This window comes from Mesoplasma lactucae ATCC 49193, from assembly GCF_002441935.1.
Lineage (GTDB): Bacteria > Bacillota_I > Bacilli_A > Mycoplasmatales > Mycoplasmataceae > Edwardiiplasma > Edwardiiplasma lactucae.
The window spans coordinates 615,324-631,902 of record NZ_CP023668.1 but is presented as its reverse complement, the minus strand read 5'-3'; the positions used below and the strand labels follow the sequence as shown (position 1 = coordinate 631,902).

General features: G+C 29.9%; 13 protein-coding genes and 1 other RNA gene. All 14 read left to right on the top strand.

Annotated elements, in window-relative coordinates:
- Window positions 1-8 precede the first annotated feature (8 nt).
- The 14 genes from uvrA (at window position 9) to ssrA (ending at window position 16,529) form a co-directional block, all read left to right on the top strand.
- Window positions 9-2,846 carry an excinuclease ABC subunit UvrA gene (uvrA, locus tag CP520_RS02795; protein WP_096862931.1) on the top strand — a complete coding sequence of 946 codons (2,838 nt, stop codon included), beginning with the start codon at window positions 9-11 and terminating at the stop codon, window positions 2,844-2,846.
- Window position 2,847: 1 nt separating this feature from the next.
- A complete protein-coding gene (locus CP520_RS02790) occupies window positions 2,848-3,981 on the top strand; it encodes a bifunctional folylpolyglutamate synthase/dihydrofolate synthase (RefSeq protein WP_096862930.1) in 1,134 nt (377 codons plus the stop codon).
- 89 nt (window positions 3,982-4,070) lie between these two features.
- Window positions 4,071-4,805, top strand: a complete 735-nt coding sequence (locus CP520_RS02785; RefSeq protein WP_279306709.1) for a folate family ECF transporter S component — start codon at window positions 4,071-4,073, stop codon at window positions 4,803-4,805.
- Window positions 4,806-4,963: 158 nt separating this feature from the next.
- Complete coding sequence (hprK, locus tag CP520_RS02780) at window positions 4,964-5,917, top strand: HPr(Ser) kinase/phosphatase (protein ID WP_096862928.1); 954 nt, start codon at window positions 4,964-4,966, stop codon at window positions 5,915-5,917.
- Complete coding sequence (locus CP520_RS02775) at window positions 5,907-7,532, top strand: prolipoprotein diacylglyceryl transferase family protein (protein WP_211276331.1); 1,626 nt, start codon at window positions 5,907-5,909, stop codon at window positions 7,530-7,532. Before hprK ends, CP520_RS02775 begins: the two co-directional genes overlap by 11 nt.
- On the top strand, window positions 7,516-8,460 hold the full coding sequence (gene trxB / locus CP520_RS02770) for a thioredoxin-disulfide reductase (protein WP_096862927.1): 945 nt from the start codon (window positions 7,516-7,518) through the stop codon (window positions 8,458-8,460). The genes CP520_RS02775 and trxB overlap by 17 nt, the downstream gene beginning before the upstream one ends.
- A 119-nt stretch (window positions 8,461-8,579) precedes the next feature.
- The gene (locus CP520_RS02765; RefSeq protein ID WP_096862926.1) at window positions 8,580-10,127 is read left to right on the top strand and encodes a prolipoprotein diacylglyceryl transferase family protein; all 1,548 of its coding nucleotides are present in this window, start codon (window positions 8,580-8,582) and stop codon (window positions 10,125-10,127) included.
- A gap of 16 nt (window positions 10,128-10,143) precedes the next feature.
- Window positions 10,144-11,097 carry a DNA-binding protein WhiA gene (gene whiA, locus CP520_RS02760; RefSeq protein WP_096862925.1) on the top strand — a complete coding sequence of 318 codons (954 nt, stop codon included), beginning with the start codon at window positions 10,144-10,146 and terminating at the stop codon, window positions 11,095-11,097.
- Window positions 11,098-11,179: 82 nt separating this feature from the next.
- Complete coding sequence (locus CP520_RS02755) at window positions 11,180-11,407, top strand: helix-turn-helix domain-containing protein (RefSeq protein ID WP_169835706.1); 228 nt, start codon at window positions 11,180-11,182, stop codon at window positions 11,405-11,407.
- A 149-nt stretch (window positions 11,408-11,556) separates the two neighbouring features.
- Window positions 11,557-11,844, top strand: a complete 288-nt coding sequence (gene secG, locus CP520_RS02750; protein ID WP_096863130.1) for a preprotein translocase subunit SecG — start codon at window positions 11,557-11,559, stop codon at window positions 11,842-11,844.
- Window positions 11,845-11,903: 59 nt separating this feature from the next.
- On the top strand, window positions 11,904-14,069 hold the full coding sequence (gene rnr, locus CP520_RS02745; protein WP_096862924.1) for a ribonuclease R: 2,166 nt from the start codon (window positions 11,904-11,906) through the stop codon (window positions 14,067-14,069).
- Between the two features lie 20 nt (window positions 14,070-14,089).
- On the top strand, window positions 14,090-14,536 hold the full coding sequence (gene smpB / locus CP520_RS02740; protein ID WP_096862923.1) for an SsrA-binding protein SmpB: 447 nt from the start codon (window positions 14,090-14,092) through the stop codon (window positions 14,534-14,536).
- A 93-nt stretch (window positions 14,537-14,629) separates the two neighbouring features.
- Entirely contained in the window at window positions 14,630-16,009 is a 1,380-nt protein-coding gene (locus CP520_RS02735; RefSeq protein ID WP_096862922.1) for an alanine--tRNA ligase-related protein, read from the top strand.
- A gap of 97 nt (window positions 16,010-16,106) precedes the next feature.
- Window positions 16,107-16,529, top strand: a transfer-messenger RNA (tmRNA) gene (ssrA, locus tag CP520_RS02725).
- Window positions 16,530-16,579 lie beyond the last annotated feature (50 nt).

Genomic DNA, 16,579 nt, shown 5'->3' with positions numbered 1-16,579 from the left:
GATAAAATATGGAAAATTCAATTATTATAAAGGGTGCTAGAGAAAATAACTTAAAAAATATTAATCTAGAAATCCCAAAAGACAAACTAGTTGTTTTCACTGGTTTATCAGGTTCTGGTAAATCTTCTTTAGCTTTTGGTACTATTTATGCCGAAGGTAGAAGACGTTACTTAGAATCATTAAATGCCTATGCACGTCAATTTTTAGGTGGAAACGAAAAACCTGATGTAGATTCTATAGAAGGACTAAGTCCAGCTATAGCTATAGACCAAAAAACTACATCTCATAACCCACGTTCTACAGTAGGAACTGTTACAGAAATCTATGATTACTTACGTTTACTATATGCGAGAATTGGTATTCCTTATTGTGTAAATGGACATGGTCAAATTAAAGCATCAACTGTTACAGAAATTGTAGATAACATTATTAAGGGTGTTAAACCTGATGAACAAATTTACATTCTTTCTCCAATTGAAAGACAAAAGAAAGGTACTTTTGTAGATTTATTTGCTAAGTTACAAAAAGAAGGATTTATTCGTGTTATCGTAGATGGAACAATGCATACATTAGATGAAAACATTGAGCTAGAAAAGAATAAAAAACACGACATCGATATTGTTGTAGACCGTTTGGTTTATCATGACGATGAAGAAATGCGCTCACGTATTTATAGTGCTATTGAAACAGGATTAAAATATTCTGCTGGATTAATTAAAATTTCTTATCCAAAAGATGACGCAAAGCCAGATCAACTTTATTCAACTTCATATTCATGCAAAGAATGTGGATTTACAATTCCAGAATTAGAACCAAGATTATTTTCATTCAATGCTCCTTTTGGAGCATGTGAATCATGTGATGGCTTAGGAATTAGAATGGAACCTGATGAAGATTTATTAATTCCTGATAAGCAATTATCAATTAACCAAGGTGGAATTCTTTACTTTAAAAATATGGTTGGAACTGATAATTTAGAATGACAACGTTTTAGAACTTTATGTGACTATTACTACATCGATTTAGATCAACCAATCTATACTTTAACTAAGAAACAAATGCATATTATTTTATGAGGTAGTGAAGAACCTATTGAATATAAATTAGTTTCTGCAAATGGGAGAAAAGTTGAATACAACGACTTTATTGAAGGAGTTGAAGCTTTAATCCAAAGACGTTACTTTGAAACCGATAGTGACGAATCAAGAAAGAAATATGCTAAATTCATGGTTGATAAACTATGTAAAACTTGTAATGGTGCACGTTTAAACAATGTAGCATTATCAGTAAAAATTAATGGCAAATCAATTTGAGATTATACTAAGATGTCTGTTCGTGATGAACTAAACTTTATGTTAAATGTTAAGTTAACTCCGACACAAGAAAAAATTGCTAACTTAGTATTAAAAGAAATTATTTCAAGAACAAGCTTCTTAGATGAAGTTGGTTTAGATTATCTAGACTTAGCAAGAACTGCTACAACTTTATCAGGAGGAGAAGCTCAAAGAATTCGTTTGGCAAAACAAATTGGTTCTCAATTAACTGGTATTTTATACGTTCTTGATGAACCTTCAATTGGGTTACACCAAAGAGATAATGACAAATTATTAAATACTTTAAAAGAATTAAGAGATTTAGGAAATACCTTAATTGTTGTAGAACACGATGATGACACTATGAGAGCTGCTGACTGAATTGTTGATATTGGTCCTGGAGCTGGTGAAAAAGGTGGAGAAGTTGTCTTTAGTGGAACTTATGATCAAATGCTCAAAGCCAACAACACCTTAACTGCTAAATACTTAAACGGTGAAATTAGAATTCCAGTACCTAAAAAACGTAGAGGTGGTAACGGAAAAGTTATCGAAATCATTGGTGCTAAAGAAAATAACTTAAAAGACATTGATGTAAAAATACCTTTAGGAAAATTTGTAGCTATTACTGGTGTTTCTGGTTCTGGTAAATCAACTTTATTAGAAGATGTTTTATACAACGGAATTAGAGCAAACTTATCTAAAACAGTTGTTATTCCTGGTAAATACGACAAAATCAAAGGCTTAGACAACATTGATAAAGTTGTTTATATTTCTCAAGAACCAATTGGTAGAACACCAAGATCAAACCCAGCAACTTATACTGGAGTATTCGATGATATTCGTGATATCTTCACTAACTTACCTGAAGCAAAAATCAGAGGTTATAAAAAAGGAAGATTTAGTTTCAACGTTCCTGGAGGACGTTGTGAAAACTGTCAAGGTGATGGAATCATTACTATTTCAATGCAATTTATGCCAAGTGTAGAAGTAATGTGTGAAGTATGTAAAGGTGAACGTTACAATGAAGAAACTTTACAAGTAAAATATAAGGGTAAAACAATTGCTGATGTTTTAGACATGACTGTCGAAGAAGCTTTAGAATTCTTTGCTCCAATTCCATCAATTAAAGAAAAATTACAAACAATGGAAGATGTTGGTTTAGGATATATTCGTTTAGGTCAATCAGCAACAACTTTATCAGGAGGAGAATCTCAACGTATTAAGCTATCAACTTACTTATTGAAAAAGGCAACTGGTAAAACTATGTTCTTATTAGATGAGCCAACAACTGGATTACATATCGATGATATTAAGAGATTATTAAAAGTCCTTGATCAATTAGTTGATATGGGAAACACAGTAGTTGCTATTGAACATAATTTAGACTTTATCAAAACTGTAGATTACATTATTGATATGGGTCCAGAAGGTGGAGCTGGAGGAGGTCAAGTTATTGCAACCGGTACTCCTGAACAAGTAGCTCAATCTCCAATAAGTTATACAGGACAATACTTGAGACGATATTTAAAATAATATGATTAGTGTAGAAGAAAAATTTATTCCAATTAACAAAAGATTCTCTAATGAGTATCATTTAAACGATGCTTTAAAAGAATTAGGGAATCCAGAAAAAAATATTCCAGCTATAAACATAGTTGGGACAAATGGAAAAGGTTCGGTTTCTCGCTATACAAGTCTAGGTTTAATGACTATATACAAAAAAGTAGGCGTTTTTACTTCGCCTGCTTTTGTTTTTCAAAATGAACGTATAGCTATAAACAATGACTATATAAGCGATGATGACCTTAAAAAATATTTAAAATCCATAGCTGGATTAATTAAAAAATATAATTTAACGTTCTTTGAAATTTGAACACTTATAGCCACACTTTATTTTAATGATAATAAAGTTAATGTAGCTGTAATTGAAGCTGGAATAGGCGGGATTAAGGATGCTACCTATAACTTTACAAATCAAATAGCAACATTATTAACTGCTGTTGATTTTGATCATACTGAAATTCTAGGAAATACAATAGAAGAGATATTGTCTAATAAAGTTCTTATGGCTAAGCCAGGAACACAATTATATGTTAGCGATGATAATTTAAAATATAAAAAAGAAATTGAAAACATTGTAGCTGGAAAAAATATAGAAGTTCTTTATGCTCCAAGATTTAAAGATAATGTCTTGTACCAAGAAGGAAACAAAGGATTAGTCAAATTCTTTTTAGAAAATAAATATAAAATATATGACTATAGTTATTTAAATAAAAGTAATATAGCTGGAAGATTTGAAATCCTTAATGATAAACCATTATTTCTTATAGATGGAGCACACAACCCTAATGGTATAGAACAATTAATTATGTCTATAGAAAGAAATTTTCCAGCTATAGACCCAATTATTCTTGTTGGTTCTAGTTATAACAAAGATTATCTAACTAGTCTTGAAGAAATTAAAAGCAAATATCCTAATCTATACATTACAAATTTTGATCATTTTAAATCATGAGATGTAAATGACATTAATATAGGAACCAAAGTCATTGACTGAAAATCTTTTTTAACTAAAATGATTAATAGCAAGAAAGATATTATTGTTTGCGGAAGTTTGTACTTTATACCTTTAGTTAAACAATGATATATGGAGACTTTTAAAAAATAGGGAAATTGGGGGAGATTACGACTGTATATGAAACTATAAACCAAAACTTATATATTATAAGTACAGTTTTATTTATTGTAGTTTTTATAGTGTTCTTAATTGGATCTTATTTAATTGAGAGAAAAACTTTAAAGAAAACATTTAAAACAAGAAATATTGCCCTGATGGCATTACTAATTGCCTTGAGCGTAGTTTTAACTAATGCCTTAGGATATAGTTTCTTTATTTTTGGAGGAACTATTAGATTGGCATTGGGTAATTTCTTAATTTTTGTAATTGGAATGATATTTGGTCCTTTTACAGGAATGATTTCAGGGCTTTTAAGTGACACTGTTGGAACTTTAATAAATAGTGGTGGGGCTTATCATTTTGGATTTGCCTTAGCAAAAGCCTTATTTGGTTTCTTTGGTGGAATGGTATTCATCTTTAAAACTAATAAACTTTGAACTTTAAAAACAATTGGAATGTTTATTTTTGTTTTTATACTTTATAGTTTTGTTATTTCTCCAATTAGTGTTGCTGGGTTATATAACAATAAAAGCATTGGTGCTTTAATTGGAATTGGTAAATTAATTCGCTTACCAATCGAATTATTGATATATATTCCCTTAACTTTCATTTCCTTTGATATTCTTTACCTGCTCTTAAGTAAGAGTTCTAATAAAAATAATTACGTTTGATGTTTAAAAAACGGAAAAATAAATTTCAAACCTAAGAAAACTTTAAAAGAAAAGTATAAAATAAAAAGTGGATGCGATGAACCGGTTCTTTTTATTGAAATTGTTGAAGAGGAATCAACAACGAATAAGACGAACGAAGTTTAAAACTTAAACTAAGTTTTAATATCAAATTATAGTAAACCCTCAGCCCAACTGAGGTTTTTTTATGCAAAAATTTTGACCATTATAAAAGAAGCTTGTTGCATTAATAAGTTTTAAGTTGTTTTCAATTATAATTAAGATAACTAAAGGAGGGCTTAAATATGGCATCAAAATTAACCCTTAAAAAAATAGTCGATGAATTCGACATGAAAGTTCTTTCTGGAAACGATAGATTAACTACTAATACTGTTAATGTTTATGGATTAAATAGAGCAGGATTGGAATTAACTGGATTTTTTATTCCTGGAAGTAATAACTCAAGAAGAATTGTTTTACTTTCATCAAAAGAATCAGCATATATTTCACAATTCAATGAAGAAACTAGAAGTGCAAAATATGATGCATTAATGCAAGAAGGAATTCCTGGAATTATCATTACGCAAAAATATGGTGATGTTGATACTATTACCAAAGTTGCTAAAAAACACGATTTTCCATTAATGCAAGTTAATGTTTCATCAACTAGCGAATTTACACAAAAAATTCTAGATTACTTTGATAACTTCTTTGCTCCAACACAAGAAGTTCATGGATCACTTGTTAATATTTATGGACAAGGAGTACTAATTACAGGTAAATCTGGAATTGGTAAATCTGAAATGGTAATTGAGTTAGTTAAATCAAACCATTTATTTGTTGGTGATGATAGAATTATCATTACTAATAAATCATCAATTCTTTATGGAAAATCATCTCCAGTTCTACAAAACTTAATTGAAGTTAGAGGAATTGGAATTATGGACATGGCTAAAACCAATGGATATCAATCAATTATGGATATCACAACAATTGATTTAGTTGTTGATTTATTCCAATGAGATGGTTCAAAAGAAGATACAAGTGAACGTTTAGATAGCACTTATGATAAAACAGATATCTTAGGTGTAAAAGTTCCTTATATTAGAATTCCTGTTTCATCAGGTCGAAATGTCTCTACAATCGTTGAAGCCGCAGTTTCACAATTAAAACTTGTTAAATCTGGAAATGCTGAAAACATAGTTGAACTAATGGATAAACGTATTACTCAAGAACAGGAAGAAGAAAGTGGCAACTAATTTTCTAACAGGAAATGGGTTTGCTAGTAACTTCGGACAATGGGTCGGACAATTTGGCGATCCATCTGCTTCGAGAAGTTTTGGGGGAGTAGTACCTGCTTACCCCATTTTTATGTTTATTGGGATTATAGCTGTAATTATTGCATCTATAGTCAAGATGAAAATGAAAAATATCCCGCTACGAGAATTGGAATGAGCTATAGTCATAGTCGTTCCTTTAGGAATCTTAGGGGGAACTATTTTCGGTAAAGCATTCATACCAGGAATGATTTGATATCACGTGTTCTTTTTCTGAGAACCTGGTATGAGTTTATTTGGTGCTTTAGCCTTAGGAACTGCAGCAGGTTTTGTTTGGTTCTACAAGCGTTCTAAAGTGACCATGATATCAGTATGGGTTTATGCAGATTGTATTTTACCTAACGTTTTATTAGGACAAGCTATAGGTCGTTGAGGAAACATGTATAACCATGAAATTATGGGACATATTGTTTCCTATCAATCATTAGGATGAATGGCTGATTCAATTAGAAATAGATTATTTTATTTCCCACCTGAATTAGCACAAGTTAATGTATCAAGTAGTATGTGGGATAATATTCAAAACTTGGCAAAAAATATGCCAATAAATGCTTCAACAGATGCCTGGATTAATGCCATTAATATGTCATCTGACATAAAAGTTTCTAATGTAGAAGCTCTTGCTACAGCTTTAGCTTCACCAATTCAATATCGTGAACCGTTATTTCTATATGAAAGTATGGCAAACTGCTTCTTGTGGTTTATCTTAACTTTCATAGTCGCAAATCTTTCAAGATGAATCCAAGGGAAAAACAAATATCCTTGAGATATTAATCCAAGTGCATATCCTGGTTGATTTAATAATAAATATAAATCATTACCAGAATCACAAGTGTCTATGACTACAGCTCAAAAACCGATTAAGTATAAAAAAGTTATGATCAAAAATGCTAACGGGGAAGAAAGAGAAATCAAGATGTCTTTCTATATGGCATGAAACAAAGCTTACTATTGATATGAAGCTGATGAACATCAAGTTGATCTATTAATGGAAAAACAAGAAAAGAATATTGAAAGAGAAAGAGAAATTTATGAAAAATTAGATTTCATGAAAACTCAAGAAAAGAATTCTAAAAAAAGAATTAAAACTAAATACCAAAGCAAATTTAATAATCTTGCTAAAGGTACAGACAAATATGCTTTAGTTAAAAAAGATTATGATAATGAATTAGTTTTAATGACAAAAAATTACAAAGAACAACGAAAAGAATTGCATCAAGAACTTGGTGGATTCTGACGACACTTCAAACCAAACCCAGACGCTAGAAAACTAGAAGAAATTAATAACCCAAATAATTATTGAATTCTTAGATGTGGTGTCTTAACTGGTGGTTATGTTTTTGGATATATGTTAATTCGTATTATTTTAGAAACACACAGAAGACCTGAAGAATTGTTCGTTCAAAACTATCCTATTGCAGATTTTATAGTTCTTGCTATAATCTTGCTAATGGGAATTGCTATTATAGGAATTGCTCAATTCCTATCCCCCTATAAATGAAGAGAGGTTGGTTGATTATATGAAAAATCTTACTAATGAAAAACAAATGTACGACGTAGTTATTATTGGCGGAGGGCCCGCTGGTCTTACTGCTGCTGTCTATGCTGCAAGAGCTGGTTTAGATACAATTATTTTTGAAAAAGAAGCTCCAGGAGGAAAAATGATCAAAACCGCGGAAATTGAAAATTACCCTGGTTTTGAAGAAATCCTAGGTCCTGATTTATCAATGAAAATGTATAACCAAGCCACTAAACAAGGTTCTAAATTTGAATATGATGGAATTACACACTTTACTAAAAAAGATGATGGAACTTTTGAATTACACTCAACTTCAGGAAAAGTTGTTGAAGCTAAAGCAGTTATTATTGCTACTGGTACTTTAGAAAATAAATTAGGTATTCCTGGTGAAGATCGTCTTTATGGAAAAGGTGTAAGTTACTGTGCTGTTTGTGATGGTGCTTTCCATAAAGGAGAAGCCGTTGCTGTTGTTGGTGGAGGATATTCTGCTGTAACAGAAGGAACTTACTTAACTAAATTTGTTAAAACCTTATACGTTATCGTTCGTAAAGATCACTTTAAAGCTGATGATAAACAAGTTGAATTGTTAAAAGACAAACCAGGAGTTCAATTTATTATGAACACTGTGGTTGAAGAAGTTTATGGTGAAGATAAAGTTGAAGGTATTAGAATTAAAAATACCAAAACTGGTGAAGAAAAAGATTTACCAGTTACTGCTTTATTCCCATACATTGGTGCTAAACCAATTACTCAATTCGTTGAAGATAATGATATTAAAGATGCTGAAGGTTACATTGAAGTTAAAGATGATATGTCAACTAAAGTTCCTGGTTTATTTGCAGCAGGTGATGTCAGAGAAGTTCCTCTAAGACAAATTGCAATTGCTGCTGGTGATGGAGCAATGGCTGGCCAAATGGCTGTTGAATTCGTTCAAAAACTAGGATAATAATTTAAATAATTATGAAATTAAAACCGTTTTTCGAAGCGGTTTTTTCTTAGTTCAAAAATCACACTTAAAAGTAAGGTATAATTTATTTAAAATTACACGTTTGGAGGAAATAGAAAGTGATCATTGACTGAACGCAAGGCGATAATTACACAGAGCCTTTTAATGGTTTTTGAACTATAACAGATAATTATGGCGCAAATGGTTGATTCCACGTCTATGCCTTTACTATGACAATTGGTATGATTTTAGCCATTGGTTATAGTGCTTTTAAATTCTGAAGAAAAGGATTGCCATTAACTCAACTTGCTTGAGGGGTTATTTTTATTGTTCCTATTTCTTTATTTGGAGCCTCATTCTTTGGTAAATTAAATGCTGAAGGTCCAGGAATAAATGCTGAAGGTGTAGGCTTTTGAGGATTGTTCGCTTTCTGAAAAGGTGGAATGGCAATCCATGGAGGAGTTTATGCCGGAGTTTTAACTGGACTAATAGTCTTTGGTATTATTGGCCACTACAATAAAACTTCTCTTTGAGTTTATATGGATGCAATTATTCCAAACATCCTTTTAGGACAAGCTATAGGTCGTTGAGGAAACTTCTTTAACCATGAGGTAATGGGAGCTCCTGTCGCTAAAGTTGGACAAATGATTGATGGAGTAGCTCATATGGAAGGTAAAAACCCTCTTCATTGATTACCAAATTATATTCAAGTTAATACGCAATGAATGTATTCTGGGAAATCTGGTGTTGAAACCATTAATGGTATCGATATGGTTAATGGTGGAATTTACCAAATGTCTCCAATCTTCTTTATTGAATCTATTTCATTATTAATTGGTTGAGGATTAATTACTTTTGTAATACCTAACATTGGTAAATGAATCGGTAAAAAACCTTGAAAAGTTGAACCAGGAAAATACCAATTTAGTTGAAAACAAACATTCTTTAACTTCTTTGTTCCTTCATCATTCACTGCTAAAAAACGTGAAAAATACCCAGAAAGAAATCAAAGTTACTTCGTAATTTGAAATGATGCTTTCTACAAGAATGATTCAGATAAATATCGAGATAGTTTTGAAATTTCGTTAAAAAATAATGCTTTAAATGTCAAAAGTTTAACTAAGAAACGTTATTTAGATGGTAGAGCCTTAACTAAAGCTAACAACCCAGAAAACTACTGAGTCACAAAAACTGGTGCTGAAGCTGGAGCATATTTCTTTGTATGAAACCTTGTAAGATTCTTCTTAGAAATGCAAAGACCATATGATCACTTATTCATCATGTATGAAAAAACATTGTCATTAGTTTTAATTGGATTAACTGGACTAATCGGATTAGCAATTATGATTGTTACTCAAAATTTAATTCCTTGATTCTTTAGACAACCTGGAAGATTGTATGAAAAACCATACTTCCAAGCTCCAAAAATTGATAAACAATGATTCTATTGAATTAAAAAATTAAACGCTAAAATTAGAAATCATAATCAAACAGAAGAAATTGAACATGGAGAAGATAAAGTAATTCACGATGTTAAAAAACTTCGAAAAGATAATGATAAACTTGCAGATAAAGAAGTTAAGATTGAAGCCAAAAAAATTGCTAAAGAGCAAAAGGCTGCTGAAAAATTAAAAAAAATGCAAGAACAACAAAATAAAGAAAAATAAGAAAAGAGTGTGGAACATGTCATTTGCTTTAGAAGTAAAAGAAGAAGTTGTTTCTCACTCTTTTGATTTTGAACAAGAAAAAGCTTTCTTAGCTGGTTTTATTAAATACAATGGAGAAATGATTTTCTCAAACGGAATCTTAAGACTTCGTTTAACAACTATTAGTAATAGAATTGCAAGATCACTTCTTTCATTTGTGAAACACCACTATACCGGTGAAACAGAAGTCTCTATTTTTCAAACACAGACCTTAAAGAAAAATAAAATCTTTAACATTACTTTAATTGGTAAGGTTAAAGAATTTCTTTTGGATTTAGGAATTATAGATGATAACTTTAAAAGTAAAGTTGAAGTTAAAGAAGAATATTTAAATAGTTCTACCAACTTTAGAGCTTATGTAGCTGGAATGTTTGTAGCTATAGGTTCTGTTAATTCCCCCACTACAACAAATTATCATTTAGAGCTACAATTTAAAGAGGAAGCAGATGCGCTTTACTTTAAACAAGTTATTAAAAAATACGGTTTTCCATTTAAAGTTTTAAAAAGAAGTGAAAACCGTTACATCGATTATGTTAAGAAGTCTATTTTAGTTTCTGACTTCTTGAAATTTATTGATGCTTCAAGATGTGTTATGCAGTTTGAAAATGAAAGAATATCAAGAGATATGGTTAATAACATTAACAGAATCTCTAATATTGATATTTCTAACCAATCAAAAATCATCAAAACTGGGGAAGAACAAATTAAAAAGATTGAATACATTAAAAAACAGCGTAAAATGGGACAGTTAAGCGAGAAAGCGAACGTCTTAGCAAACATTAGACTAAAAAAACCTGATTTATCATATGCTGAGCTTCAAGATGAAATGAGCAAAAAAGGGTATGAAATAACTAAATCAGGAATTGCCAACTTGTTTAAAAATATAGATAAACTATATTCAAATTTAATCGATGAAAATCAAAAGAAATAAATTTAAAAATGAACACGAAAAAGTGAGTTTTTATATTTTTAATGTGAGACAATATAACTAACAAAGAAGAGAGGTAAATCTTATGGCTAAAGACTTAAACAAATATGATGTTGTTGCTGTTCTAGGTAAAAACATGAAAGAGTTACGTGCAAAAGAAAATATTACTCAAGAAGAATTGAGTTTTAGATCTGGATTACACCGAAACTATATCTCTGATACCGAAAGAGGTACAAGAAACATTTCATTAAAAGCAGTTCAAAAAATTGCTGATGGTTTAAACGTAGAATTAATTGAATTATTCAAAAAATAATAATTAATCTTTAATAAAGACTTAACCAGTTTAATAACTGGTTTTTTATTTGACTTTTTGTTAAATAAGGTGATTTATAAAGAGTGAAAAATATAGTATCATTAATAATATATTTAAAGAAAGGAAGTTATTTTTAGATGAATTTGTTAATGGCAACAACTGACAATAGTGCTAATGCAACTGCAAATAGAATTATCTTAGCGTTTGAAATCGTTATGATGGTTATTTCTGTTGCAATGATTATTGTTGGTCTATTACAAAATAAAAAATCACAAACTGGTTTAAGTGCCTTAAATGGTGGAAATGAAGAACTATTTACTAATTCAAAAGAACGTGGTGCCGATAAGGTATTTTCTATTTGAATGTTATCTTTAGGAATAGCTTTCTTTGTAATTACCCTTGTTATATGCATTTTAACCAACACTATTTTAAAATAGTGTTTTTTTACTTTTTATATGAAGAAGAGAAAAATTAGAATACACTGGAGAGCAGAAGAATGGAAACAAAAATTATTAACCTTTTAAAGGACCAAAAAAATAAAAAATTAAACATAAAAGAAATTAGTAAATCATTAAGCGTAAAACCTGATGAATTATTAACTAAATTAAAAGATATGGATGAAGAAAACGTCATTGCAATAACACCTGATATGGATGTTTATTTAATTGATCAAAATCCATATTACAAAGGACAATTAAAATTACATACAAAGGGATTTGGATTTGTCTCAAATTTAAACGATGAAGAAATGGAAGATTACTTCGTACCACCTGTAAGTTTAAACAATGCGTTAAATGACGACATTGTTGTTTATCACGTGGAAAAAGATTCGTTTGTTAAAAAAGATAATAAGAACAAACAAGAAGATGCAGATAAACAAGAACCTCGTTATAGAGCGGTTGTTGATGTAGTATCACAACGTACTAAGGAATATTTAGTTGGAGAAATCAGAAAATCAAAAGATGGAAGATTCTTAGACTTTATTCCAACAGATCAATCATTTAGCTCATTTAGAGTTGTAATGGTTAACAAAAGAGATTTTGACTTAAAAGAAAACATGATTGTTAAAGCGAAAATTTTAAGAGGAGAAGGACGTAAGTTATTCGTTCGTATCTCAAGAATTATCGGTAATGCTTTAAAAGCTGCTGATAGAATTATTGCAATTGCTGAAGAATTTAACATTAAGATTGATTTTAATAAATCAACTTTAGAAGAAGCAAAAGTAGTTGCTAAAAAACCAGATGAACAACCTGAAGAATTAAAACGTCGTGAAAAAACAAGTATCGAAAACAGAATGATGGTTACAATCGATGGAGTTGATTCTAAAGACTTAGATGACTCAATCTGTGTTGAAAAAATGGACAATGGAAATTACAAATTAACTGTTGCAATTGCTGATGTTGCACATTACGTTCAACCAAAATCACCATTAGATAATGAAGCATTAATGAGAGGGAACTCAACTTACTTAGTAAACGTTGTTATCCCAATGCTTCCTGAAGTTCTTTCAAATGGAGTTTGTTCATTAAACCCAAATGAAAAGAAATTCGCAATGGCTTGTGAAATGGAATTTGATAAAAACGGAGTTATGTTAAATAAACATGTTTTTGAAACAGTAATGATTTCAAAAGCTAGATTAAATTATGACCAAGTAAACAAATTCTTTAAAACTGGAGAAATTAATGAAGATAAACAAGTTGCAGATATGTTAACTGTAGCTAGAGAATTACACAAATTATTAGATGCTCAATCTGATAAAAGAGGTGCAATTCAATTTGATATTCGTGAACCAAAAATTATTTTAGATAAAGATGCTAACGTTGTTAAAATTTCTTCACGTGCAACTGGAGAATCAGAAAAATTAATTGAAAACTTCATGGTTGCAGCAAATGAAGCTGTAGCTCAAACAATTTATGATAAAGAATTACCATTCATTTATCGTAACCACGGGAAACCTGATGAAGAAAAATTATTAGAATGATACTCAACATTAACTCGTTTTGGAATTGATCCAAAACTAACACCAGCACAAAAAGAAGATCCCGTTTATATTAATAAAACTTTAATGGAAATTGAAAAACAAATTAAAGACCCAATTGAAGTTGAATTAATGAACTTAAGTTTATTAAGATACATGGATAAAGCTAAATATGGTTTAGAAAATATTGGACACTTTGGATTAGCTTCAAAATGTTATACTCACTTTACTTCACCAATTCGTCGTTATAGTGACTTAATCGTTCACCGTTACTTAAAACAATACTTAGTTGAAAAAGATACAGCAGAATGAAAACTAGAACGTAATGCTGCTTTTGTTGAAAAAGCATCAACAATTATTAATGACACCGAACAAAACTCAGTTGATACTGAACGTGAAGTTATTAAAGTATGTATGGTTGAATACATGCAAGATAAAGTTGGACAAATTTTTGATGGAGTAATTGTTACTGCTTTAAAATTTGGAACTTTTGTTCAATTAGAAAACATGGTTGAAGGTTTAGTTCACATTTCAGAATTCCCTGATGGAACTTATTTCGACGAAAAAGCACAAACCTTAACAACACCACAAAATAAAATTTATCGCATGGGAGACAAAGTTAAAGTTAAGTTAATTAAGTCAGATCCACAAACAAGAAAAATTGATTTTCAATTTGTTCAATAATCATTAAAGGAGATTAAAGCATGGGCGTAAAAGATATTACAGTTAATAAAAAAGCTCGTTTTAATTACGAAATAATTGATACTTATGAAGCTGGAATTTCTTTGACAGGTCCAGAAATAAAATCAATTAGAGCTGGTGATGTTTCGATTAATGAAGCATTCATTATTATTCGTAAAGGTGAAGCTTTTGTAATTAATATGAACATTAAAAAATATGACTATGCTAATTACACTCCTAAATCTCTAGACCCGACTAGAACAAGAAAATTATTGTTACACAAACAAGAAATTAATCGTATGTTAAAGAGGGTTACTTTAGAACAACTAACATTAGTTCCTTATAAACTTTATTGAAAAGATGACCATGTTAAAATGGAAATCATTCTTGGTAAAGGTAAGAAACTTCATGATAAACGTGAAACTATTAAAAAACGTGATCAAGAAAGAAATGCTAAGAAATTTTATTAAGATAATTCAAGAGCTACCGCTATGGTAGCTCTTTTTCTTTGCTTTTAATCAATGCTATAATTTAGACAATGAAAAATAAGGAGAATTAGAAACATGATTGAAGGATTAAATGACACTGAACTAGAATTAAGTGATTTAGAACCAACCAAATTTGTTGGTTTTGATACATTAGAAAGTGATGCTACTGTTGTAATGTTACTCGATAGAGATGGGAATAAAATTGATGAACTAAAAGATGATTTAGGATTTGTTATTTTTGATACAACACCATTCTTTGCTTTAGGTGGAGGACAAGAATCAGATAATGGTTGTGTAGTTAAAAAAGATAATTCAAAACTACCAATTGTTGATTTAAGAAAAGATATTGTTGATGGAATTTATATTCATGAAGTAAATGCAGAAAATAACGTTTTAAATATTGGAGATAAAGTTCACTTATTAGTAAATGATACAAAACGTGAACAAGCATCACAAAACCACTCTGCTTTACATATTACTTGATCAACATTACACACAATGTTAAATGAAGATTTACCAGAAGTTGGTTCAAAATTAAATGATGAAAAATACCAAATTCAATTTGAACCAGACTGAAGAGTTACAGAACAATTTGTGATGGATGTTGTTAATAAAATGAATGCTGATGTTTTTACAAAAGATATTAAAACTAAGATTTATGAAATCTCAGAACAAGAAGCTAAAGATAAAAACTATTTATTAGACTTTACTAAAGTTGATAAAGGCGAAAATGTAAGAATGGTTGAATTCCCTGGAGTTGGTTTAGAACCATGTAGTGGAACTCACATTACTTCAACTAATGAAATTACTAAAGTTTATTATTTAAATTATGATAGAAACAAAAAACGTGTTTCTTTGGACTTAACAACTAACTATGCTTTTGCTAAAAACTATTTTGATGAAAAGATTATTGCAAAAGTAAGAGAAATTGAAACTCTGGAAGGTAAGATTAAAAACTTAAAACCAGATTATATTAAAACTCCAAACTTAGCTGATTTTGAAAAAGAAGAAAACTGAAATTACTTATCAGTTCAAAAACTAAACCAAGTATTCAATGATGTTACTAAAACATTAAATACCTTAGCTAAAGAAGAACAAAAACGTTTAGCTAAAGAATTTGAAGCTTTTGATTTTAATGAAGAAACAATTTCAAATAATAATAAAACAGTAACTTTAATGTCATTTAATGATGAAAGAATCACTGATAAGATTGTTGTTTCATCTGCCATGAAAATGAGTAGAGACTATCAAACTAATCTATTTGCCATTTATAATGAAGCTTTAAAAAACTTAATCATTGTTTCAAATGATAAAGCCTTAGATTTAAAGTCAATTGCAGATAATGAAGACATTTATAATAAATTTGATTTAAAAGGTGGAGGAAGCCCAAAAATGCTTACTTTAACTTTATCTGATGATAATCAAAAAGAAGTTATTAATAGTTTATTAAACTAGTGAATAACTATTGCATATTCTAAAAATAATACTAAAATAATGTTGTAGGCATTTTTATTAATTCGTTAATACTGCCTACACTTTTTTTATCTAAAATGGGGATGTCATGGGTTCGACATGGCATACTTAGTCTATGATTGCAGTGGTCTGGTAAACCTTAATACTACTAGGTTTGACAAAATGCAAACAAAAACGAAAAAAACGAAGAATTCGCAATGCCAGCTTTCATGATGAACAATCAATTCGCTGGTGCACAATTAGCTGCTTAATATAAAATAAAACTACAAAGTTTTAAGTAATTCGATCTAAAACATTTAAGTAGATTTTAATGTTCTAGATTTTACCCAAATCTACTAGAAACTATGATTGTAATAAATAGTTTTGAAATTTAATTACAAACGATTCTTAAATCCTTCGTTGGTTTCAATTTATTAATCGTATGTTAGGAAACTAACTAAACTTGTAGAAGTTATAGACTGAGATACTGTGGACGCGGGTTCGATTCCCGCCATCTCCACCATTATGCTGAAAAGCGCCAAGAAAAAAAGTTAAGGGTGAACCATTTTTGGT